This window comes from Synechococcus sp. Nb3U1 (assembly GCF_021533835.1).
Taxonomy (GTDB): Bacteria; Cyanobacteriota; Cyanobacteriia; order Thermostichales; family Thermostichaceae; genus Thermostichus.
Genome location: NZ_JAKFYQ010000001.1, coordinates 1,430,151 through 1,452,592 on the forward strand (window position 1 = coordinate 1,430,151; position 22,442 = coordinate 1,452,592).

A 22,442-nucleotide genomic window follows, 5' to 3' on the forward strand; every position below is an offset into this window, starting at 1 on the left:
AAAGTAGTAGAATCGGTAGAAAAAATGCGGCCAGTGAAGCCAATTTTCTGTGGTGTCTCATAAACGAATGTCCTCAAGAAAATAGGATACGGGCTCAACCAACAGAGCCAATCAAAAGCCCAACAGCCAACTGGCACGGCAGCCATGCTGTGCCCCTCCAGCATCATCCCGAAGTTTGAGAAGATTTTGGTTAACCCAAGGTTAACTGACGATTAAGCATCCTTCTTTTAACAAACTCGTTACGTCTCGAATCTGCATTCTGTTTGCTCGGGCGGAAAGGTTAATCTAGAGCAGCAAGTTCTCGTTCATACTCTTCAGTGATCCCTGTAAACCTTGGCACTTTAGGATTTTGGCCTGATGTTCCAGTCTTCAGCAGATACCCGTGTGGATGTGGCCGTTGTCGGGGCCGGGATCGTCGGGTTAGCCCATGCTTTGGCAGCAGCTAAACGAGGCTGGCGGGTGGCGGTATTCGAGCGGCATCCCTATGCCGTCGGGGCTTCCATTCGCAACTTCGGCATGATTTGGCCGATTGGCCAGCCGCAGGGATCCCTTTTGGCAAGGGCACTGCGCTCCCGAGCGATCTGGATAGAGGTTGCCAAACAAGCTGGGATCCTGATAGAAGCCTGTGGCTCTTTGCATTTGGCCCATCGCCCTGATGAGTTGGCAGTGATTGAGGAGTTTGTGGCGACCCGCCAAGAGGGTGGCTACGATATTCAGTTGCTTAGCCCTGCCGAAACCCTTCAAAAAAGCCCGGCTGTAGTGCCAGAAGGATTGCTGGGATCCCTGTGGAGCAGCACCGAAATGACGGTGGATCCGCGCCAGGCAATTCGGCAGCTACCGAAATATCTAGCAGAGCAGTATGGGGTAAAGTTTCACTTTGGCCAAGTGGTCACCGAGATCAACGCACCCCACCTAGTGGCTGGCGGGAAAACTTGGCAGGCTGAGCATATTTTTGTTTGTAGCGGAGCCGATTTTGAGACCCTTTACCCGCAGATCTTTGCTGAGAGCGGCATCACCAAAGTTAAGCTCCAGATGATGCGTACTGCCCCGCAACCGAACGGGTTTCGCATTGGCCCTTCCCTTTGTGGTGGCCTGACACTGACCCACTACGAAGCTTTTGCCCATTGTTCCAGTTTGGGATCCCTGAAAGACCGCATCCAAGCAGAAACACCCCACTTTCCAGAATGGGGGATCCACGTCATGGTGTCGCAAAATGTGCAGGGAGAACTCACCATCGGGGACTCTCACGAATATGGCCCCAACCCTGAACCCTTCGACCGCGCCTTTATTAACCAATACATTCTCGATTACCTAAAAACCTTCGCCCAGGTGCCGGATTTTCACATCACCGAGTTTTGGAATGGAGTTTACCCGAAGATTTTTGGGCAAACAGAATGGATCTATGCGCCAGAAGCAGGGGTGCAGATCATCAATGCCCTCAGTGGCGCTGGGATGACCCTCTCCTTTGGGCTGGCGCAAGAGGTGGTCGCATCTCTGGGATGAACCCGACTATACTGATGCCATTCGCCTTGGATCCCGTGTCCCACTTCTATCAGCCATGACTCGTCTGGATGACCATCCCCCCCTATTGAAAGAGGAGATCCCTGACGAGATCCTGCTGCCTCCCAGCAATTTAGACAGTGATGAGCCACCCTTGGAATCTGATCTTCACCGTCAGCAGATCGATCTGTTGATTCGGCTCTTGCACTATTGGTGGCACGATCGTCAGGACTTTTATATTTCTGGCAACTTGACCGTCTACTACAACACCCAGCAACTCAAAACACGAGATTTTCGCGGGCCGGATGTGTTTGTGGTCTTAGGAACTGAAAAAAAAGATCGACGCAGCTGGGCCATTTGGGATGAAGGAGGGCAGTATCCCAATGTGGTGATTGAGCTGCTGTCGAGTTCCACAGCCAAGGTGGACAAAGGTGCCAAGAAAACCCTCTATCAAGATATCTGGCGGTTGCCGGAGTATTACTGGTTCGATCCTCACACCTTAGAATTTGCTGGGTTCCGTCTAGTCGAGAGTCGTTATCAAGAAATCCCCCCAGACTCGGCGGGGCATCTTCCCAGCGAGCAACTGGGGCTAAAGCTAGGGATTCATGAGGGGAAACTGCGTTGGTTTACGGCTGAAGGGCAGTTGATCCCCTTGCCTGAGGAGGCCGAACGGCAACGAGCTGAACAAGAACGGCAGCGAGCTGAGCAAGAATACCAACGAGCCGAGCAAGAACGGCAAGCTAAAGAGCAAACTCAGGAACAGCTCGAGCGGCTTAAAGTCTTCATGCGCTCTCAAGGATTGGATCCAGAGCAGCTCTGATTAACAACCAGTGCAATACAGCCCTTTCTAACGTCGACAACTCCCAAACTCTTCTGAACGCCTCTTTATAAACTTGTTTGCCAAGACGAAACTTGCCTTCAGTTTGCAGGGCATCAAGTTGTTCCTTCAAGTTAGAAACAGTACCTTGCTGCTTCGCCCAAATCAAAAGTCCCAAAGTACCGTTCACGCCAGCGGGCCGGAGGCTTTTGCAATACCCACGGACAGAGTGATGTCTAACTAGCGCAACACTTGCCGCAGGCGATCGAGTGCGCGCTGGTTCTCTTCTGGAGTGCCCACCGTCAGCCGTAGGCCCCCACCCGTCGAGCGGACACAAGTGCCCAATTCCTGCCATTCCCGTTGCAGGTGTTGGGGATCCCGCCCCTCCACCCGCAGGTACAAAAAGTTCGCCTGGCTGGGCCATACTCGTACCCCAGGTAACTGCTGCAGAGCGGTGTATAAGGTTTCTCGTTCTTGGCGCAAAAGGGGTAAGTCGGCCAGAAACTCCTCGGCATGTTCCAAGGCGATCTGGACGGCCCATTGAGAAATGGCGGGTAGGTTGTAGGGCAGACGAATCGACTCCAGCACTTGAATCAACTGGGGATGGCCGATGGCGTAGCCAACCCGATGGGCTGCCAAACGAAAGGCCTTGGAGAAGGTGCGCAGGATCACCCAATTTGGATGATCTGACAACTTAGGCAGAGCAGTGTGCTGGCTAAATTCAAAATAGGCTTCGTCCAAAATGACCAGGATCTCAGGGGGCAGGGTTTCAATCCAGGCCCACTCAGCTTCGCTGAGGCCATTGCCTGTGGGAGAGTTGGGATCCACCAAACACACCACCCGAATCGGATGCTCGGCTAGCGCTAGATTGCACAGATCTGGATCCAGGGCAAAGGTATCCGCATCCCGCCCCACCCGCACCACCGGGATCCCCAAGCTCCCGGCCAGGATTGCGTACATGGAAAAGGTGGGTTCTGGCACCAAAATGCTGCCCCGCCCACCCAAACAGGTCGCGATCAACAGCGAGCGAATCAGCTCATCTGATCCATTGCCCACGCTGATCTGGGTGGGATCCGCGCCGGCATAGACAGCAATGGCTTGCTTGAGGCCGTGGTGGTTGGCATCAGGGTAACGGTTGCTGGGGATCCCTTTTTCCCAGAGCAGGGAGAGCTTCTGCTTAAAGCCAATGGGCCAATCCAACGGGAACTCATTGGCATCCAATTTGTCCGCAGCCTGAGGCAACACAGCATCGTAAGGCTTGAGATGAAGCAGATCAGGGCGCAAATATTGCAAGGCACACATCCCCCAGACAGATCGAGGTACTTATGATAACAGTGCCAACCCCGTCACCAGCCCCTCTATCACGGATCCCCGGCGGAATAACCTGAGATATTGAAATTCCTAAATCCCATTCCCCGTACAAGCGAGAACAGCTTGTATTATCCTTAACTTATGGGTGGCTCACCGTTTCTGACTCCAAACCGAAGCGCCTAAACCCGCCATTTGCGAGTTTTGTGGCGGCCACTATCATCTAGCAGATATTGAGTGGCTGCTATGCAATCTGCCAAACTGTCCAGCCTTTGGCTCTATCGCACCCTGGCTAAAGTTCCGGCCCTGCGCCGCAGCTACCAGTTCAAGATCATGTTAGTGGCTTTCTTGGGCACGCATGTCCCGTTGCTCACCCTGCTGGCCTTTTTTATTCTCAGTAATCCCTTGCCCCTAGCCCAAGCCACCGGGATCCTTTTGATTGCTCTGTTGGCCACATTGGTGGGTACTGTTCTTACCCTGTTGGCTTTGCATTTTCTCTTGGCCCCGGTGAGCGTTACCAGTACCGCCCTGCAGGACTATCTCAAAAGCAACACCGTACCCTATTTGCCCACCGGGTTTCGAGATGCTGTCGGGATCCTGATGGCCAATACCGGCATTACCCTACGCAAGCTCGACCGGCTGATCCGGCAAATGGCCAACTACGACGAACTTACCGGCTTGCCCAATGCCACCAACCTCCGCACCCAGCTCCAACAACTGTTGGCTGTCGCTCGCTTGCGCCAACGCTGTGTTGTGGTTCTTGCCCTTGGCCTAGAAGGGATCCCAGACATCAGCACTACCTGGGGAAGCGAAGCCCGAGATCGCCTGATCCGCGAAGTAGCTCAACGCCTATCCCTTCCCCTACAAGAAACCGACCTATTGGCCCATACCGCCCCAGACCTCTTCAACGTGGTACGTGCCGATCTGTATTCTGACGAAGGAATTGCTCTGCTGGCCCAAGCTCTGATCGCCTGTTTTGACCAACCTTTTCTGATAGGCAGCCATCCTGCTTACGTTGGGGTGAATGTGGGCATTAGCCTCTTTCCCAACGATGGCCAAACCCCGGAGCAACTGTTACAAAATGCCGAGGCCGCTCTGCAACATGCCCGCCAAGAAGGACGCAATCAAAAGCGGTTTTTCTCGCCAGAACTTCGACAACTTTCACAAGAGCGTCTCAGCCTAGAAGGCGATCTCCGCCAAGCAATCGAACAAGGACAACTGCTGCTGCACTATCAACCGCGCATCGATCTAGAAACGGGACGTATCCTAGCAGCCGAAGCTCTGATCCGTTGGCAGCATCCCCAGTTGGGCATGGTCTCCCCAGCCCGATTCATTCCGATTGCGGAAGAAACAGGTTTGATCTTACCCATTGGTGAGTGGGTGCTCCGAACCGCTTGTGAGCAATGTCGGGTCTGGAAACAGGCAGGCTTACCCCCAATCCGTATAGCGGTGAATGTCTCAGCTGTACAACTAGAACAACAATCCCTCACAGATTTGCTAGCTCAAGTGCTGCAAGACACGGGTTTGACACCCGAACAAGTAGAGATTGAGCTAACCGAGAGCATCCTCATGGGAGATATGCAGCGGGCAGTACAGGTGCTTCAACAGCTGCGTCAACGGGGATCCACCATTGCTCTGGATGACTTTGGCACGGGATATTCTTCCCTCAGCTACCTGAGCCGCCTCCCCTTCGACACCCTCAAAATCGACCAATCCTTCACCCGCGCCCTCACCACTCAAGCGGAGGTAGCTGTGATTGTCAAAGCAATCGTCGCCATGGCCAAAAGTCTAGGGTTACGGATTACGGCGGAAGGAGTAGAAACTGTCGAACATCTGCACTTCCTTTCCCAATTGGGCTGTCACGAAGCACAGGGCTATTTCATTTCCCGACCAGTTTCTGCAGCCAGCATGACCCACTTTTTGGAAAACCCACCCCTGGCTCTCAAGAACTTGCAAACTACCTAGGATCCACCTAGATTAGGAACTCAAATCCATCAGGGTACAGCCTTTTCCAGCGTTATCTGAGTGATCTGATCCAGCAGATTCAGATCACTCCCTTACCCCATCAGGTTTTTTGCCTAACTCAAGAGCCTGTGTAGAGTCGAAAAAGGCTGTATTATCCCACAGCAGCGAAAGCTTACCCTGCTCAGTCGGATATCTCAACCTTCCTGACTCGACTGTTCCAAACGCTCTTCCGTTCGCTCCAGCATGGTCTCCTGAATGTGGGATTCCTGCTGGCGATGTTTTGCCAAACTTTCCCGCGCCTGTTCTATCACTTCCCTATGTTGAACCCCATGTTCCAGTTCCGCTTGCTTGCGAGTACGCATGGTTTCTTCAAGATGCTCGCTGTGCTGGCGCTCTTTGACCACCTGTTCTCGGGATTTTTCGTCAACGTCCATAGATTTCCACCTCTGAATGATTGGAGTCGAAGAATTCAAATGACTTAACAGATTGAAGAGATCCCTACCCCTATTTCTCAACTTGCCACATCCCGTAGCTGAGAAGAACACTATGCAACAGAACTCTACCTTTTCTGAACAGCAATCAATGGGCAGTCTGGCTGATAGGCATGCTATCTGGTTCCCCAGCTTCGGATTCGAGGGAGTCCTTTCTTTCTGCTGCACGTGAACTGGTGTGAAGAGTTGGCTCTTGGTCCTGTAGCCCTAATCACATAGGTAAAGGTTTAGATTTTTCCGTTGTTCTTAGAAACTAAGACATGCTACCTTTAATCCATCGATACCTCTTCAGGGTTCGATCACGGATTTATTAATGTTCTGTTTTATACCAAACAGGAGCAAATCATGAACATCGAAAATCGGATTGAAGCTGCCGCTAAGAACATTGAAGGCAAGATCCAAGAGGCGGTTGGCGAACTGACTGGGGATGAAAAACAGAAACTAGAAGGCCAAGCCAAGCAAGCAGAAGCCTCAGCCCAACATGCCAAAGAAGATGTAAAAGATGCCGTCAAAGAGGGTATCGACAATTTACTCGGTTGAACAGCTAATCAAGTTAATCAATTGTCAGTGAGGGATAGCTGCCTCAAGATTGAGAGCCTTTGTATCCCTCATTATTTCTGGAATCTGGATCTTGCGGCAGCATCTGAGTTACAGCCTTTTTCAGCGTTATCTGATGTGGCAGATTCAGGTCAATCTCTTGTCTTTTGCCTAGCTCAAGAGCCTACATGAAGTTGGAAAAGACTGTAAGGGATCCCTTTGGGTCAACTTTGCAGCAGGGTTTTCCCGAATGGGAACGGGTCGCTACGAAGGTTGAAGAAATCGACACAGACCAGCTGATTGTACAGGGGGCGCTTCTGCGGCGCCCAAAGAGCACCTCGTAGCGGAGATCCGCCGCTTTTCGACAGAGCCAGGAGTACAAACCTTATCCATTGTTCAAGACGAACGGTGGCTTCGGTATTTCTTTTCAACCCAGCCGATATGACCACCCATCAAAAGTGGGTGGATGCGGAAAAAACGGCCTGAAAAGTAGAACTTTCGTTGCTAACCTTCACCGTTATCCTGGAGCACAGCTATGGATCCCCAGACTGACATTGTAGAGGTTAGCAGTGCTTCTCAAGATTTAGAGTTTCTCTACACCCGTGATGTCGAATTTCGCCAAGAGACCCTTTACTTTTTAGTGGTGGATCGCTTCTTTGATGGGGATCCCGACAATAGTGAAGGGCCAAACCCAGAACTGTATGATCCCGAACGACAGGATTGGGGCAAGTATTGGGGTGGAGATCTCCAGGGGGTGATCGACAAGCTGGACTATCTGCAGCAGATGGGGATCACCGCCATTTGGCTCACCCCGTTGTTTGAGCAGGTGGAGCGATTGTTCATCGAAAGTGCCGCCATGCACGGCTATTGGACAAAAGATTTCAAGCGACTGAATCCTCGCTACATCGGCAAAGGGGAGGATCCCTCCCTCAACAACCCTAAGCCCACAGTGTTTGATCGGCTGATCGAGGAACTGCACAAGCGCAAGATGAAGCTAGTGTTGGATATCGTCTGCAACCACAGCAGCCCCGATACGGGCGGAGTGAAGGGGCAGTTGTTCGACGATGGCAAGCTCATCGCTGACTTTAACAATGATGTCAACAACTGGTATCACCACTACGGTGAGGTCACCAACTGGGAAGACGAGTGGCAGGTGCAAAACTGCGAATTAGCCGGGTTAGCCACCTTTAACGAAAACAACCCTGACTATCGCAACTACATCAAATCGGCCATTAAGCAATGGCTGGATCGGGGTGTAGATGCCCTGCGAGTGGATACCGTCAAGCACATGCCCATCTGGTTTTGGCAGGAGTTTAATGCCGATATCCAGACCCATAAGCCGGATGTATTCATCTTTGGGGAGTGGATTTACAGTGGCCCAGAGGTGGAGGCATCGCTGCAATTTGCCAACTGTTCCGGCATGACCATCCTGGATTTTGGCCTCTGTGTGGCCATTCGGGCAGCATTGGGACAGGGGGCTGCTGGTGGCTTTCACGTCATCGACGACATCATCGCCAAAGACTACCGCTACAACGGGGCCACGGAGCTGATCACCTTTATCGACAACCACGACATGTGTCGCTTCCAAACCCTCAACCCCGATCCGGAGATGTTGCGGGTGGCGGTGGCGATCATCATGACCAGCCGCGGGATCCCTTGCCTTTACTACGGCACCGAGCAATACCTGCACAACGACACTGATGGCGGCAACGATCCCTACAATCGCCCGATGATGGAACACTGGGATCCCGACTCGCCCCTCTATCGGCAAATTCGCCTGTTGTCGGGGTTACGCCGCCTCAACCCGGCTGTGTCCCTAGGCAGCCAGTGGCGCAAATACCTCACCGAGGATGTCTGGTGCTATAGCCGTCGCTATCGAGATAGCCGCTGCTTTGTCGCCCTCAACCGAGGCGAAGCCACCCAGCTGGAGCATGTGGAAACCGAATTCCCTGACGGGGAGCACACCTGTATTCTTACCCGCCAAAAGTTCACCGTCAAAGAGGGAGCCATTCACGGCCTAGAATTAGCCACCCGTGGCGTCATCGTTCTCAGCCATGTGGGGGAGCGGGTGAAAGGGCAGGTGATCGTGCGGGCCCAACTGAACGGGGTGAACACCCAACCCGGCGAATGGATCGTGGTGATTGGGGACTGCCCAGAATTGGGGAACTGGGACATGGCCAAGGGCTACCCGCTGGAATACATCAACGCCAACACCTGGTTTGGGGAGATCCCCTTCAACGAGAGTGCCGGCAAGGCCATCGCCTACAAATATGTACTGCTGCGGGAGGGACGATCTCCTATCTGGGAAAATCTGGTGGCCCGCCGCTGGTTGCTGGCCTCGGAGGGGATTGTCAAATGGCGGGATCAATGGGCAGCTTAACTCTGAGATAACCGTTTCACCTCTGCCCCAGAAAGCAACCGATGCGCTTCTTGCAACAAATCAGGGATCCGTTCCCGGTGGGGACTATGGACTAAATAGGGTTGCAAGGTTTTGGCATCCACCTTATCCGCCCGTTGGCCTGGCAGCCAGCTACCACCATTGCCCAGCAGGTTGTAACGGCCCTTGGCATAGTCCAGCAAGTCATAGGCTAAAACCAAATTGCGCAACAGCAAAATCAACGGGATATTCACCTGCCCAGGGGTTTCATCGTAGCGGGGTAGACCCTGATGCCAGGTTTTGGCGTAGTGTTCCCCCACCTGCTCGATTAAGGCTTGCTCCAACCGAGCCAGGATCGGCGGCAACAGCTCATCCACCCGATCCAGCAGATGCACCGCCCGAAGATGTTCATCAAAGTCGCTGGGTCGAGCCGCCCCAATGCTGAGGGTATGCACCTGCGGATGGGATAGACAAAATAGGTCGTTAAATACCATGGGGCTGAGGGGCTGACACAACCGCACCAGCTTGGCGGGCGGATCGTAGAGTTTGCCCCCTTTATCCGAAGGGCTGATGATAAATACCCCCATATCCTGCTGGCTAGCAGCCTCGATGGCCGGCCAGTTGGTTTGGTTGACGAAGTACCAGTGCAGGTTGACATAGTCAAATCCTCCCGACTGGATCGCCTTAACGATTACCTCGGTCGGCCCGTGGGTGGAGAAGCCGACAAACCGCACCCGCCCCTGCCGTACCAGCCGCTGGCAAACCTCCAAACATCCCCCCGGACGCAAGCTTTGCTCCAGATCCTCCCAGTCGTTCAACCCATGGATGGCCAACAGATCCACGTAGTCTAGGTTCAGGTAGGCCATCGATTTCTCGAACTTGGCCAGGAATTGCTTCGGATCGGCACTGGGGCCAATTTTGGTTTGGACAATCAGCTCTTGGCGGGGTAACTGGGGCAGAATGCGGCCCAACTGCATCTCGGAGGTGCCATAGCCACGGGCGGTTTCGATGTGGTTGATGCCGACTTCCAAAGCCCGTCGGATCGTTGCCTCCAAGTTTTGCTGCCCTTCTGCAGGGATCCCAGACCAGGGGGCATCTTGCCACTTGTGCTGATAGCGCATACCGCCACAACTGAGCACAGGCATAGCTAACTCAGTGCGCCCAAATCTGCGATACTGCATGGTGCCTCCCATGGACTAGCTCCATTTTAGGGCGGGGTTAAACTATCCCACTGCTAAAGCTTAGCTCCTGAACCAACCTCGAAGGGGGCAGCAAGAGAGTGCGCTAGATTGTTCTGAAGATGCTCCGAAAAGTACGGGGTTGACGGGGCTCGAACCCGCAACTTCCGCCGTGACAGGGCGGTGCTCTAACCAATTGAACTACAACCCCAGTAGTTGCGAATATCAATTATGCAGTCCGATGAGGATAGTTGTCAATCATGGTGGTGAGTTTAACGGCACAGGCCGCAGCTCTAGTGGATACGGCCCCACAAAACGGGATCCCAACCGCAGCGATGCAACAGGTGGCGGATGTGCTGACGGAGGTGGCCCAACACCTGGATCATTTGCAATACACAACCTTGCGCTACCCGGATGGCGGTTGGCTGACGGTGCGCGTGGTGGAGAAGCCCGCTCAAGAGGGATCCGAACCGATTACCCACCTGTGGATCCCAGCCTTTGGGCACATTGAAGATGCCCAGACTACACTGGCGGAACTGAGCAGCCAAGCCCCGGATCTGGAAGCCGCCCCCTTTGGGGTTCTGGAGCTGTTGTTCTTGGGATTGGGCCTCTCCCGTGCTGATGGGATTGTTTTTTATGACCAAGCGGGGGACCGTCAACAGGGCAAAACCGTGGCTTCCCAACCCCTAACGGAGCAAATTAACCAAGCCATCCAAGGTTCCGCACCTCCCCCCAACTCGGTGGCTTAATCCGGATGGGTCGTCCCAAGAATGGGATCCCTGCCGATGGGGCAAAAGGGGGATCCCGTTTCCTCTCATCTGGTTGGATCCATAGGAAAAAGAGGCTAAGGCAGTTGCCTAGCGATACTTCCATCCCCTATGATGGGAAACGCTTCAATCCTCGGTAGCTCAGCGGTAGAGCGGTCGGCTGTTAACCGATTGGTCGCAAGTTCGAATCTTGCCCGGGGAGTTCAACCTACAGCCTTTTCCAGCGTTATCTGGGCCAGCAGATTCAGGTCAATCCCTTGCTCCACAAGTTTTTTTGCCCAGCTCAAAGGCCTGTGTAAAGTCGGAAAAGGCTGTATTGACCTGTCTGCACAGTTACCTTGGTGTGAGGGATCGCTTCGATTTATAATGCCCTCTGGCTGTTCATTCGTCCCCTGAGGATACTTGCTGTGATCGATCTGTCTCGGATCCCTGCCCAACCCAAGCCTGGCCTCCTCAACGTGCTAATTGAAATTCCTGGGGGCAGCAAAAATAAGTACGAGTTCGATAAAGACATGGGAGCGATGGCACTGGATCGGGTGCTTTACTCCTCAGTGCAATATCCCTACGATTACGGCTTTGTGCCCAATACCCTGGCTGGAGACGGGGATCCCTTGGATGGCATGGTGATCATGGATCAACCCACGTTTCCCGGTTGTGTGATCACGGTGCGCCCCTTGGGTATGCTGCAGATGATCGATGGTGGGGATCCCGATGAAAAGTTGCTCTGTGTGCCTGCGAAGGATCCCCGCTATGCCTCAGTGAACACACTCGAGGATGTGGCCCAGCACCGTCTGGATGAGATCGCGGAATTTTTCGGCACCTACAAGCGCCTCGAGAAAAAAGAGACCCAGATCTTGGGCTGGAAGGGACTACAAGAAACCCAAGCGATTATCGCGGCCAGCCTGGCTGCCTACCAGTAGGCTCCCGCTTATCCAGGTTCATAGTCGTCTGACAGGGGTTCTAAGCAGCCTCAGACCCTGCATGAACTCGGGAAAAGCTGCGGACTTGAGTCTAAAACGCGTTTTGCCCAATGGACAAGACAGCCTGAACGAGGGTGAAGTCGAACAGGCCGTTGACCAAATAAGAATAAGATCCACATCAGATCTACATCACCGCCAAACTTTGTAAAAACGGGGATCCCTGCATCGCCAGTTGATGGCTGTGGTTCATGCGATCTGTTAGCAAGTAAGCCACAGGAGGATACCCCATAAGCCGTTGACGCGGCTGGGGCAGATGCTCATTGCCGAAATGGCGGCGATACTCCTCAGAATCCACAAAGGCGTTGACCATCGCCTGCAAGCCCTGACGCACCAAAATGTCGTGGTAGGCTGCTACCTCAGCCCTGTGGGCTGGAGCCCGACCCAAAAAGTGCTTGAACCCCTGCTCCACACAGCGCGTATTGCAACCCGCATTAAAAAAGAGCTGCTGATAGAGATGGGATCCCCCTATTTGTCGAACCAAACGCTTAACACCCACCCGGCCCCGTAGAAAATCCTGCTCAATTTTTTCCAGCTCACCTGCTTTTTCGTGCTGATAGGGCTGGCGTTCCAAAATCTGCTGATAGGCAGCGCGCAAAAGATTCTGTAAAGCTTGAGGATCCCGACTTCGCTGACGTGACTCCATGATGGTTGCTCCCTATAAACGAGACTAACAGAAAAGGTTAAATTTGCGAAAAAGGCAAGAAGACCCATTAAAGAAATGATGAAGCTGTTGTAGGGTTGGAATTAAGCTCATCAATCTCAGAACAGCTCAAAACAGAAGGAAGTAAAGGCTCTCATCCAGATTTATCTTGTCAGCAGAATCACTTGTTAGGTTTTGCGATAAATATTCACGAAAAATACTTGAGCTAAATCTATTTCCGTAATTCTACTTCCCAAAAAAACTTAATCAATAAAAATTCCGTATTTACTCGTAGTTAAGGATTATTTCATTTCTATTCACAGAACCATAGCTAAAATGCAGAATACAAAAGAGGGCTTTTCTTTATTCCTAGCCAGCTCATTATTCCAGATCATTCCATGTGCTGAGCACCTCGGTGGATCCCATTTATGGTTAAACAAATTCGACTGGAACCTCTGTCTCGCATCTCTGAAGTAGATACCTATAGCAACCTGCTATCGGCGATTCTTTCCGAAGATTTACATGTTTCGCGGGAATGTAATGGTCGCGGCATTTGTGCCACCTGTCACATCTACGTCAAAGAGGGCTTAGGCAGTTTAACGCCAATGACCCCGCGCGAGTCGAAAACACTTGAGGTCATCACCAGTGCAAAAACCAATTCGCGCCTTGCCTGTCAAGCCAGAGTGGTTTCCGATGGTGTGGTGGTGGAGTTGCCGCCAGGAATGTACGTAAACTCCCTACATGATGTGGAAGTTCTCATCGGCAGACGAGCGGAACAAGACTTGCTCCATCCCCGTACAGGGAAAGTTTTGGTAGAGCAAGACAAAGTCATTACTCGTTCCACCATTAAGCAACTGGAAAATGAAGATTTCCACCTGATTGGTAGCACCCTAGCGCAAACTCGGGAAGTTTGAAAGCTGATATTTAGGGATCCTCAATTGAACTGTTTGTATCTGTTCCATCAGGAGAGACCTATGACCACCTCTACATCTCGACCCGATCCTCGTCCCGCTGTCAAAATGCCCACCGGTCGTGAAAAACATTCCCACTACAGTTATCGCGATTTCTTTCGGTTTAATCGAGAGCAAGGAACGATCATCGATTGGAACAACACCCAAAACCTCCTGCTCAGCGAGGACTTTATCGTTGGCCTACAGACGGGATTGGAACGGGAAGTGGGGGATGCCTCTGCTGCTGTGATGTACACAATTGGCATGGATTGGGGCACTCGGGATTCGGTGTATTTCTCGGAATGGTATGAGCGGGAGTATGGGGTCGGGGTCAAGCAATCCAACCTCCTCTTTCTGCTGGAAACGTGGTGGTGGCCCTTTACCGCTCAGGGTTGGGGCAAGTGGGAAGTGGAAACCGAATCGAAACAAAAGGGATTTTTGTTTATCAATCTGTTCGATTCAATGGTGGCCCGCACGCTTGGAGATGTGGGCAAACCGGTTTGCCATCTCTATGCCGGTTTGTTTGCTGGATTCTTCACCGCCATGACCTCCAGAGAGCTGGGATGCATCGAGATCCAGTGCTACGCCATGGGGGAAACCTACTGCAAGTTCCTCTTGGGCGGACAAGAGCGGATTGATGCTGCCAATTTCTGGATTACGGAAGGGGCAAGTGCACGCGAGATCGAACATCGTTTGCACCAATTGTGATCACCTGTGATCGCCGTTTATACCCAAACGTTTAGAGATTCAGCCATGCTCACCCTACACCCTGGTCGAGATTTAACTCAGCCGCTGTTGGCTTTTTTGGAAGGGTTGAACTGGGACAACCGCCCCCTCACTCCTACCTTGCCGACAGAGGATCCCATCCCTGACGCACCTGGAATCCTGCCGCTCACCCAGTCAGTCGGACAGTTTTTTGCTGCCTTGGCCTGGTCAGGAACCCGACCGCGTCCAGAGCCGGTGCCTGAATTGCCGGAGGAGGATCCCTTCACTCTCGACGATTTTGCTGCTTTGTTTGGCGGGGCTTTGCTTTAGAGAGTTGCCCTAGAAGCACCCCGACCTCTTTTGCTGACTTGAATGGCTCTCGATTCTAAGTGCTTAAGGAACCCCCTCCTATGGATGACATCTACTCCTGGTCAGAACGCATTGCCGATCGAGAAGGTGACTACCTGCCACCCGATGATTTGCAAAGCCTGATTCGCTACTCTCTCTCCTTTCAAGAACGCTTGGATCTATACCAAGTGTTTCAACAACAAGAATTGGACTGGATCCAAAAAGTCTTACACCAGCAGGGATCCACAGACACTGCCGACTTGTCCCCTGCCCAGCGCCTCTTGGCCCGTCAATTGGCCTTGTGTTTGCGCTCCGTCGGATTAAGCCTACTCATGGGGGATCCCTCACAACTCCAACAATGGATCTGTGGAGCCACGGAACTTTATCTGGGCCTGCCGGAAGCCCTTGACCAGCTCTGGGCTGTCATGCAGGGATCCCGGCAGATGGGGCCGACCCTCACCGATGACCAACGGGATTTGCTCTCCCCCTATTGGCAAATGCTACGGGCTGCCTGTCCTAGCCAAGCCCCTCAGCCCCAGGCAGAACCCAGCCCTTCCCCGCCAGTTGTGGCCGAAGTGGAACCCGCCCACTCTTCTCCAGAACCAGCCCTCACCCTGATGGAAATGTTTGTTTAACTCACACCTGCTTGAACAAGGGAGTGACCACCCATGAACTTGATATTTGCTGAGCTAATTCAGAACACCGAAGGCCGTTACCTGCACCCGGATGAACTCAAAAGTCTGCACGACTATGTAGAAGGGATCCCGAAGCGAGTGCGCATCTACCAAGTGCTCCAGGCCAAAGAGAGTGAACTGCTGGATCGGGTGATCGAGAAATTTCAGCCAATGCTACCCAACTTGACCCGTCGGCATGGAGCCTTGGCCTGGGAACGGTGTCGCCGCGATCTAAGTATGGTGTGGCGCTACTGCTGCATGGCCATGTTGCTTAATGACGAAGACTACCTGCGGGATAAATTGCTCTACTGGCTGGAGACCATCCTCAAATCTTTCAAAATGCGCGACGAATGCAAGCCTGCCTACAAGCTGATGCTCGACTACCTCCCCTATGTCTTCGGAGCAGAAGAAAGCGAAATGATTCGCCCTTACCTCATTTTGGCCAAGACGATGCTGGTCAGCTAGCCCCGGAGGGTTAACCGAGCACCCAATCCTGAACAATCTGGAGTCCGCTTTCTCGCCGTTATCCAACTGCCCAGGAGGAAAATCATGACCACCCTACAAGAGATCCTGCAGGAGCGCATCCTGCCCGGACATTGCTTTAGCCCCGCCTATTACATTCGCCCCGATATCCATACCGGCATATTGGAAAGCCGAGGTGGATACCGACTGGCGGCTTTTCCCATGCCTCTTTTAGAAGCCCTCTACTCAGGTTTGCGCTACGAAACCGGCCAAGCTGCCCGTGTCATTCTCTACAACTGCGGGCGCGACTGGGGAGAAGAATTTTTTCGCCGCTTTGAAGATGAACTTTCTCGCTATCACAACCAGCCCCTGCGGGAGTTGCCGATGGGGATCCTCCTCGATGCCCTGAGCGATTTGTGGGCCACCCACGGCTGGGGAAGACTGGCACTGGATTTCTCTGCCGGAGATCAGGGAGTGGTGCAGGCTAGCGTGCGCAACTCTGGGTTTGCCCTTGCTGTACGCACCAGTTATAGCCCCGAAGAGGCCTCCACCCCCCGCGAACCTAGCGGGCATCTGGAGTCAGGGGTATTGGCCAGCCTTTTCTCGTTGCTCTCGGGCCGCGAGCTGGTCTGTGTACAAACCACCTGTGAATCCCTGGGCGCAGACCAAAACCACTTTTTAATCGGCACCGCCCAACGGCTGCACAATTGTGAAGAATGGGTCCGCAAAGGGATGTCTCACGATGAGATCCTGGATCGGCTCACCGCCACACCCGAGGGATCCCTTCTAAGGTAGGTAGGGCTGAAAATCTTGGGTAACGGTGAGGGTTAAACTGGCATTGGGGTTCACAACGGCAACCTCTGGAGCCGTCACATTGCCAATCACTGCCCCCGCTGCGGCTCCCCCCAGCACCTTTTCCGTCGAGATCACCTGGTTACCGAACAGACCCCCCAAGATCGCCCCTGCTGCCGCCCCGATCAGCGCATCCTGCACAATCGCCTCCCCGGAGGTATGGCGGGGATCCCGTTGGTTAGGGATCACCTGGCTCTGGGCGAAGAGGGGATAGGATTGCCCGTTGATCAACAGCGACCGGGAGACAAACTGGGTGCCGCCGTTCACCGGCTGAAATTGCCCCTCCAAAATGGCTCCCGCCGGAACGATCACATTGCCATACACATCCCGCAAAGGAGTATCTAGGCTAAGGCTAACGGCGCGGGTTTCGCCGGGGGCAATCAACAGGGTTTCACCTGTCCGATGCACTGCTTGGATTAAGTCTCCAGAGCGCAACAGCAAAGCCGTTTGCAACTGAAACTGTTGGCTGGGCTGCATAGGCTGGGGCTGGCCAAAACCACTGCCACTTTCACTGGGAATCAGCGGGCGCGGATTGACAGGACGCCATCCTTCTCCGGCAGGCGGTGGTGGCAACGGGGCATTGCTCACTTGGGCCAAAACAGGCCCGGCCACCTGTATCGAGAGCAACCCACCGAGCAAAGAGGCCAACATTCGACTGGCTAGGCTGGTCATGGTTTTACCCCCAAGTCACACATCTACGTTAGCTGCAAACTGACTAAAAACCGAAAACCTGAGAACCTCGGCAACAAACCTTGCCCTCCTATTTTTCAATCAAATCCAATCCGCCGGGACAGGCGCTACCTCAAGCGAGTATATTTCACTGCTCTCCGACTCAGATAAGGGTACGGAAAAGCGTCATGGTCATCCCACCGGGATCCTGGTTGCCTATGCTAGATTGAGCTTCAGGTTTTGTCTCCTGCAGGTGAGTCTAAGGTTTTCTGAAAGCTCCAAACCCTTTCGTTCTTAACTTGTGTAGTTATGAAGCGCAGCAAATCTATGTCTAGTCAGCCGGCTGGTCAGCCTTCTGCTAGGGCAGAAGCACCAAGCTCCCGCTTCTCGCTGGTGGATTTTTTTGCCATGCCTGCTTTTAAGTCTTTTCTCTCACCAGTCCTGCTGCTGCTCTTGGGCATTCTGCTGGGGGCAGGCCTTGTGGGGAGTAAAGGGGTGTCTGCCCAAACGACGGCAGCGCCACAACTGAATATGAACTTTATCGCTGAAGTGGCTCAAAAGGTGGGGCCAGCGGTGGTTCGTATCGATTCGGAGCGCACAGTGCTCACCCGTGGAGCTTTCCCCGATGAGTTTTTTAGTGATCCTTTCTTTCGGGATTTCTTTGGCCAGAATATGCCTTCAATGCCCCGGCAACGGCGACAACAGGGGACAGGTTCGGGCTTTATCATTAGCGCTGATGGCCAGATCATCACCAATGCCCATGTGGTGGATGGCTCCGACAAAGTGACGGTGATCCTCAAAGATACCCGCAGCTTTGATGGACAGGTGCTTGGCTCTGATCCGGTCACTGATGTGGCAGTGGTGAAAATCCAGGCAGAAAACTTACCGACAGTGCAGCTGGGCCGTTCCGAAACCCTGGAGCCAGGGCAGTGGGCTATCGCTATTGGCAACCCCTTGGGCTTGGATAATACCGTCACCGCTGGGATCATCAGTGCCTTGGGCCGTTCCAGCGGGGAAATTCGGGTGCCGGACAAGCGAGTTTCCTTTATTCAGACCGATGCGGCCATCAACCCCGGCAATTCCGGTGGGCCCTTATTGAATGCCCAGGGAGAAGTGATTGGGGTCAATACCGCCATCATCCAGGGGGCGCAGGGTCTGGGCTTTGCCATCCCAATCGAGACAGCACAACGGGTGGCCAACCAGCTGATCACCCGTGGCAAGGTGGATCATCCCTATCTGGGCATTCGCATGGTCACTCTGACCCCAGAGCTGAAGGAACGCCTCAACCAGGATCCCAACAGCCGCATTTTGGTGACGGTGGATCAGGGGGTGCTGATTGGAGAAGTAGTGCAGGGATCCCCGGCAGAGCGGGCGGGATTGCGCTCTGGGGATGTAATCCTATCGGTGAATGGCCGCAATGTTACCACTGCTGACCAAGTGCAACAGGAAGTGGAGCGCACCGAAGTCGGCAGCACCCTAGATTTAGAGATTGAACGGGGTGGGCGTCGGCAACGCATTCGGGCTACTACAGGATCTTTCCCGGCCGCCACTGAAGGGTGATTCTCTGACCAAGGGACAAAGGCTCCCTACTGATTTTTGCAGTATTAGCTTTGGGATAATCATGGTTTAATAGTCGAAACTTCTTCGTGGTTTGTATCCTGATCCGCTTGGTTCAGGGCCGGAAGCATTTCTGCTAACCCTGTTAACCTAAAACGGGATCCCTTCTCATGCTGCTTATGCTGAAAACCACTCGCCGTCTTGTTCTGCTGGCCCTATCGGGGTTGGCGGCTCTTACTCTGGCTCCGCAAGTCAGTCGCGCCGATACCATTGCGGTTGGCTCTAAAGACTTCACCGAGCAATTTATTCTGGGGGAAATGTACGCCCTCGCTCTGGAGGCGGCAGGCTTCACGGTCGAACGCAAGCTTAACCTCGGGGGGACACCGGTGGCCCAAGCCGGTTTACTCAGCGGCGAGATCGACCTTTACCCGGAATACACCGGTACTGGGCTGTTGACCGTCCTGAAGTTACCTACCAGTGGTGACCCGGCAGAAGTGTATGAAACAGTGGCCCGCGAGTATGGGGCTCAATTTCAACTGATCTGGTTGGATCCTGCTCCTATGAACAATACTCAGGCCCTGGCCATGACCCGCGCCCGGGCAGAGGAGCTGGGGATCACCACCCTTTCCGATATGGCTGCCAAGGCCGGTGAGCTGGTGATGATTGGGCCACCGGAGTTTCAAGCCCGTGAAGATGGCCTGCCCGGGATCCAAGCAGCCTACGGCAATTTCCGCCTCAAGGAATACAAAGCGGTGGATCCGGGCCTGCGCTACCGGGGCTTGGTGGATGGTGAGGCAGATGTGGCGGTGGCCTTTGGTACCGATGGGGAAATCGCCGCCTTTGATCTGGTGTTACTCGAAGATGACAAACAGCTTTTTCCCCCCTACCAAGTGGCGCCAGTGGTGCGGCAAGATACGTTACAAGCCAACCCTGGCATTGCTGAGGCCTTGAATGCGCTTTCGCTGCTGTTGACCGATGCGGTCATGCAGGAGCTGAACTACGAGGTGAGCGGCAATCAAAAGGAACCGGCGGATGTGGCCAGAGCCTTTTTGGTGGAAGCTGGCATTCTGACGGAATAACCCTGGCCATTTAATGAGGCCCCAGCGTGAGTAAAATTGAGTTCGAGCGGGTATCGCTGCGCTTTCCCCACAGTGCCCGTCCTGCCGTCGAGGAATGCAGTTTTTCCGTGGAATCGGGCCAGTTTGTCGTTATTTTGGGGCCTTCTGGCTGTGGCAAAACCACCCTCCTAAAAATGGTGAATCGGCTGGTGGATCCCACCCAGGGGCAAATTCGCCTAGAAGGCAAGGATATTCGCCAGTTTCCGGTGACGGCGCTGCGGCAGCGGATTGGCTATGTGATCCAGCAATCGGGGCTGTTTCCCCACATGACGGTGGCCCAAAATGTGTCGGTGGTGCCCCGCCTCTTGGGGTGGGCTAAGGAGCGCATCCGCGAGCGGGTGGATAATCTGCTTAGTTTGGTCAATTTGCCCCCCCACGAATATCGCCACCGCTACCCCACGCAACTGTCGGGGGGGCAACAACAACGGGTGGGCTTGGCGCGCGCCCTGGCAGGGGATCCGGGGCTGTTGCTCATGGACGAACCCTTTGGAGCCATCGATGCGATTACCCGCAGCAAGCTGCAGGAGGAGATTCTACGCCTGCAACGGCAACTGAAAAAGACCATCCTGTTTGTCTCCCATGATGTGGAGGAAGCTTTGCGCCTGGCGGATCGAATTTTGGTCATGCAAAAGGGGCGGGTGGCCCAGTTTGATACCCCCTTTCGGCTGCTCACTCAGCCGGCTAGCCCCTTTGTCAAGGAGCTGTTGGGGGCGGATGATATGGTGCGGCAACTGAGTGTGTTGCGGGTGGAAACCGCTATGGCCCGGATCCCTCACAACCACCAAATTCAGGAGGGGGCGGTGGTCAAACCTCAGGAGACTCTGCGGCGGGCCTTGTCGGTATTGTTGCGAACCGGGGCGGCGGCCCTAACGGTGTGGGAGGATGGACGTGCCATTGGCATTCTCACCTTGGAGCATATTCGAGATTTGGCCGTGTTGGAGGGGGGATCCGCATGAGCTACATCCTCAACCATCCCGGTTTGGTGTGGCAGCTGACCCAAGAGCACCTGGTCATGATCGCGGTCACCCTGGGTATTGCCGTGGTTTTGGCCTTACCGATAGCTCTGTTGATCCACCAGGTTCGCTGGCTAACAGTGCCGGTGATGGGAACCTTAGGCACCCTCTACACCGTGCCCAGCTTGGCTTTGATCATTTTGTTGGTACCCTTATTTGGCCTCAATGCCCGCTCGGTGATCGTGGCCATGGTGCTCTACACCCAAGTGATCTTGGTACGCCACATTTCCGTGGGGTTGCGCTCCATTAAGCCCGCCATTTTGGAAGCCGCCAAAGGCATGGGCATGAATCTCTGGCAACGCTGGTGGCAGGTGCAAGTCCCTCTCATGCTGCCAATTTTTTTGGCAGGCTTGCGGCTGGCGGCGATTGTGGCCATTGCCATTGCCACGATTGGGGCCAAGTTTGGGGCCGGGGGTTTAGGAACCTTATTGTTCGACGGCATCGCCCAAGCCGGTCGCTACGACAAGATCTGGGCCGGATCCCTGGCGGTGGGATCCCTGGCTTTGCTGGTGAATACCGCTTTGTTAGCTTTAGAGTGGGCGGCGCGCCGGGATTGAAGTTAAAACGGAGTTTTCACCTTTGGCTGCTTGACCTTCAGGTCACGGATACGCTTCAGCATTTTTTGGAAATACTCCGCCAGGTAATCCTCCAAAGTGGTCACTGAGGCGGGATCCATCCCTAACGTTTCATAAACGGCGGCCATATCAGCATGCATGGGTTCTTTAGCGGCGATGACCTCCGCAAAAGCAAGCCGGTCGGCGATATTCCAGCTCCATTGAAAGAACTGTGCCACCTTACGTGCTCCTCGCAGTAACCCCAGCGGCATGGTGCTCACTTTGGCCTTCTTATTGGATAGCTGTTCACACAAAGCAATCACTTCTCGAGCTGTCCAGGCTTTTGGCCCCGCCAGCGGAAAAATCTGTTGTTTGGCTGCGTCTACACTGAGGGCACGCACCGCAAATCGCGCCACATCCAACGTATCCAAATAGGCCGTGGGCACCGTTTCACTGGTTACCCAAACCATTTGTTCTTCCAAAATCGGGATAGCGTATTGACCAATCAATCCCTGCATGAAGCCCGCCGTCCGAAAAATTGTGTAGGGCATCTGGGATCCAATCAAGTACTTTTCAATGTGATGCTTGAAGTTCATCAGCGGCACATTGGCATATTCGTTGTGGGCACCCATGATCGAGAAGAAAACAAAATGCCCCACCTGAGCAGCCCGGGCCGCATTGATCAGGGCCACTTTGCCATCCCAATCCACCTGACGAGCACTCAGGCTATCGGTTACCCGCACCGTGGCACAGTCGATGACGGCCTCAATCCCCTCCATAGCCGCCTGAAGCGTGTTCGATTGGAGCAGATTACCAACCTTGAGATGGGCCCCCCACTCACTCAAGAAAGCAGCCTTAGCGGGGTTTCGTACCAGACAGGTCACCTGATGCCCCTCTTCAATAGCTCGCCGCACCACTTGCCGGCCCAGCGTTCCCGTCGCCCCCACAACCAAAACTTTCATAAAGTTATCATTTCTTAA

The 22,442-nt window shown here is 53.8% G+C and carries 24 protein-coding genes and 2 tRNA genes; 18 read left to right on the plus strand and 8 right to left on the minus strand.

What is annotated here, in order from left to right:
• Window positions 1-357 precede the first annotated feature (357 nt).
• Window positions 358-1,503 carry a TIGR03364 family FAD-dependent oxidoreductase gene (locus L1047_RS06545; protein ID WP_235278087.1) on the plus strand — a complete coding sequence of 382 codons (1,146 nt, stop codon included), beginning with the start codon at window positions 358-360 and terminating at the stop codon, window positions 1,501-1,503.
• Window positions 1,466-2,320, plus strand: a complete 855-nt coding sequence (locus tag L1047_RS06550; RefSeq protein WP_235278088.1) for a Uma2 family endonuclease — start codon at window positions 1,466-1,468, stop codon at window positions 2,318-2,320. The genes L1047_RS06545 and L1047_RS06550 overlap by 38 nt, the downstream gene beginning before the upstream one ends.
• Here the strand turns inward: L1047_RS06550 and L1047_RS16745 are convergent.
• The gene (locus L1047_RS16745) at window positions 2,283-2,672 is read right to left on the minus strand and encodes a DUF3368 domain-containing protein (protein WP_443081681.1); all 390 of its coding nucleotides are present in this window, start codon (window positions 2,670-2,672) and stop codon (window positions 2,283-2,285) included. The genes L1047_RS06550 and L1047_RS16745 overlap by 38 nt on opposite strands.
• Window positions 2,558-3,619: a histidinol-phosphate transaminase gene (locus L1047_RS06555; protein ID WP_235278090.1), complete on the minus strand. Its 1,062-nt coding sequence runs from the start codon at window positions 3,617-3,619 to the stop codon at window positions 2,558-2,560. Before L1047_RS06555 ends, L1047_RS16745 begins: the two co-directional genes overlap by 115 nt.
• 252 nt (window positions 3,620-3,871) lie before the next feature.
• On the opposite strand from L1047_RS06555, the gene L1047_RS06560 reads away from it, so the two are divergent.
• Window positions 3,872-5,590: a putative bifunctional diguanylate cyclase/phosphodiesterase gene (locus L1047_RS06560; protein ID WP_235278091.1), complete on the plus strand. Its 1,719-nt coding sequence runs from the start codon at window positions 3,872-3,874 to the stop codon at window positions 5,588-5,590.
• A 194-nt stretch (window positions 5,591-5,784) separates the two neighbouring features.
• Here the strand turns inward: L1047_RS06560 and L1047_RS06565 are convergent, their stop codons facing one another.
• On the minus strand, window positions 5,785-6,024 hold the full coding sequence (locus L1047_RS06565) for a hypothetical protein (protein WP_235278092.1): 240 nt from the start codon (window positions 6,022-6,024) through the stop codon (window positions 5,785-5,787).
• Window positions 6,025-6,426: 402 nt separating this feature from the next.
• Between L1047_RS06565 and L1047_RS06570 the strand changes: the two genes are divergently transcribed.
• Both L1047_RS06570 and L1047_RS06575 read left to right on the plus strand, forming a co-directional pair.
• The gene (locus L1047_RS06570) at window positions 6,427-6,621 is read left to right on the plus strand and encodes a CsbD family protein (protein ID WP_235278093.1); all 195 of its coding nucleotides are present in this window, start codon (window positions 6,427-6,429) and stop codon (window positions 6,619-6,621) included.
• A 532-nt stretch (window positions 6,622-7,153) separates the two neighbouring features.
• A complete protein-coding gene (locus L1047_RS06575; RefSeq protein WP_235278094.1) occupies window positions 7,154-8,998 on the plus strand; it encodes an alpha-amylase family glycosyl hydrolase in 1,845 nt (614 codons plus the stop codon).
• Here the strand turns inward: L1047_RS06575 and L1047_RS06580 are convergent.
• Both L1047_RS06580 and L1047_RS06585 read right to left on the minus strand, forming a co-directional pair.
• Entirely contained in the window at window positions 8,995-10,176 is a 1,182-nt protein-coding gene (locus L1047_RS06580) for an aldo/keto reductase (RefSeq protein WP_235278095.1), read from the minus strand. The genes L1047_RS06575 and L1047_RS06580 overlap by 4 nt on opposite strands.
• A 134-nt stretch (window positions 10,177-10,310) precedes the next feature.
• A tRNA-Asp gene (locus L1047_RS06585) sits at window positions 10,311-10,384 on the minus strand.
• Window positions 10,385-10,433: 49 nt separating this feature from the next.
• On the opposite strand from L1047_RS06585, the gene L1047_RS06590 reads away from it, so the two are divergent.
• The 3 genes from L1047_RS06590 to L1047_RS06600 all read left to right on the plus strand — a co-directional run bounded on the left by L1047_RS06590 (window position 10,434) and on the right by L1047_RS06600 (window position 11,860).
• Window positions 10,434-10,922, plus strand: a complete 489-nt coding sequence (locus L1047_RS06590) for a hypothetical protein (RefSeq protein WP_235278096.1) — start codon at window positions 10,434-10,436, stop codon at window positions 10,920-10,922.
• 148 nt (window positions 10,923-11,070) lie between these two features.
• Window positions 11,071-11,142: transfer RNA gene (locus L1047_RS06595), tRNA-Asn, on the plus strand.
• A 208-nt stretch (window positions 11,143-11,350) separates the two neighbouring features.
• Window positions 11,351-11,860 (plus strand): inorganic diphosphatase, encoded by a 510-nt coding sequence (locus L1047_RS06600; RefSeq protein ID WP_235278880.1) that lies wholly within the window; start codon window positions 11,351-11,353, stop codon window positions 11,858-11,860.
• A gap of 184 nt (window positions 11,861-12,044) precedes the next feature.
• On the opposite strand, the gene L1047_RS06605 is transcribed toward L1047_RS06600, so the two are convergent.
• Window positions 12,045-12,563: a phycobilisome rod-core linker polypeptide gene (locus L1047_RS06605; protein WP_235278098.1), complete on the minus strand. Its 519-nt coding sequence runs from the start codon at window positions 12,561-12,563 to the stop codon at window positions 12,045-12,047.
• A gap of 425 nt (window positions 12,564-12,988) precedes the next feature.
• On the opposite strand from L1047_RS06605, the gene L1047_RS06610 reads away from it, so the two are divergent.
• From L1047_RS06610 to L1047_RS06635, 6 genes are all read left to right on the plus strand, one after another.
• Window positions 12,989-13,474: a 2Fe-2S iron-sulfur cluster-binding protein gene (locus L1047_RS06610; RefSeq protein ID WP_235278099.1), complete on the plus strand. Its 486-nt coding sequence runs from the start codon at window positions 12,989-12,991 to the stop codon at window positions 13,472-13,474.
• Between the two features lie 60 nt (window positions 13,475-13,534).
• Window positions 13,535-14,218, plus strand: a complete 684-nt coding sequence (locus L1047_RS06615) for a V4R domain-containing protein (protein WP_235278100.1) — start codon at window positions 13,535-13,537, stop codon at window positions 14,216-14,218.
• A 6-nt stretch (window positions 14,219-14,224) separates the two neighbouring features.
• Window positions 14,225-14,545 carry a hypothetical protein gene (locus tag L1047_RS06620; RefSeq protein ID WP_235278101.1) on the plus strand — a complete coding sequence of 107 codons (321 nt, stop codon included), beginning with the start codon at window positions 14,225-14,227 and terminating at the stop codon, window positions 14,543-14,545.
• Window positions 14,546-14,625: 80 nt separating this feature from the next.
• Window positions 14,626-15,198: a hypothetical protein gene (locus tag L1047_RS06625; protein WP_235278102.1), complete on the plus strand. Its 573-nt coding sequence runs from the start codon at window positions 14,626-14,628 to the stop codon at window positions 15,196-15,198.
• Between the two features lie 33 nt (window positions 15,199-15,231).
• The gene (locus tag L1047_RS06630) at window positions 15,232-15,702 is read left to right on the plus strand and encodes a phycobilisome protein (protein WP_235278103.1); all 471 of its coding nucleotides are present in this window, start codon (window positions 15,232-15,234) and stop codon (window positions 15,700-15,702) included.
• 84 nt (window positions 15,703-15,786) lie between these two features.
• Entirely contained in the window at window positions 15,787-16,494 is a 708-nt protein-coding gene (locus L1047_RS06635; RefSeq protein WP_235278104.1) for a V4R domain-containing protein, read from the plus strand.
• On the opposite strand, the gene L1047_RS06640 is transcribed toward L1047_RS06635, so the two are convergent.
• The gene (locus L1047_RS06640; protein WP_235278105.1) at window positions 16,486-17,223 is read right to left on the minus strand and encodes a hypothetical protein; all 738 of its coding nucleotides are present in this window, start codon (window positions 17,221-17,223) and stop codon (window positions 16,486-16,488) included. The genes L1047_RS06635 and L1047_RS06640 overlap by 9 nt on opposite strands.
• Before the next feature lie 405 nt (window positions 17,224-17,628).
• On the opposite strand from L1047_RS06640, the gene L1047_RS06645 reads away from it, so the two are divergent.
• The 4 genes from L1047_RS06645 to L1047_RS06660 all read left to right on the plus strand — a co-directional run bounded on the left by L1047_RS06645 (window position 17,629) and on the right by L1047_RS06660 (window position 21,465).
• Complete coding sequence (locus L1047_RS06645; protein WP_443081706.1) at window positions 17,629-18,780, plus strand: HhoA/HhoB/HtrA family serine endopeptidase; 1,152 nt, start codon at window positions 17,629-17,631, stop codon at window positions 18,778-18,780.
• Between the two features lie 167 nt (window positions 18,781-18,947).
• On the plus strand, window positions 18,948-19,856 hold the full coding sequence (locus L1047_RS06650; protein ID WP_235278108.1) for a glycine betaine ABC transporter substrate-binding protein: 909 nt from the start codon (window positions 18,948-18,950) through the stop codon (window positions 19,854-19,856).
• Between the two features lie 26 nt (window positions 19,857-19,882).
• A complete protein-coding gene (locus L1047_RS06655; protein WP_235278110.1) occupies window positions 19,883-20,851 on the plus strand; it encodes an ABC transporter ATP-binding protein in 969 nt (322 codons plus the stop codon).
• Window positions 20,848-21,465, plus strand: a complete 618-nt coding sequence (locus L1047_RS06660) for an ABC transporter permease (RefSeq protein WP_235278111.1) — start codon at window positions 20,848-20,850, stop codon at window positions 21,463-21,465. The genes L1047_RS06655 and L1047_RS06660 overlap by 4 nt, the downstream gene beginning before the upstream one ends.
• A 2-nt stretch (window positions 21,466-21,467) precedes the next feature.
• Here the strand turns inward: L1047_RS06660 and L1047_RS06665 are convergent, their stop codons facing one another.
• Window positions 21,468-22,424, minus strand: coding sequence for an NmrA family NAD(P)-binding protein (locus L1047_RS06665; RefSeq protein ID WP_235278112.1), 957 nt, complete (start codon window positions 22,422-22,424; stop codon window positions 21,468-21,470).
• Window positions 22,425-22,442 lie beyond the last annotated feature (18 nt).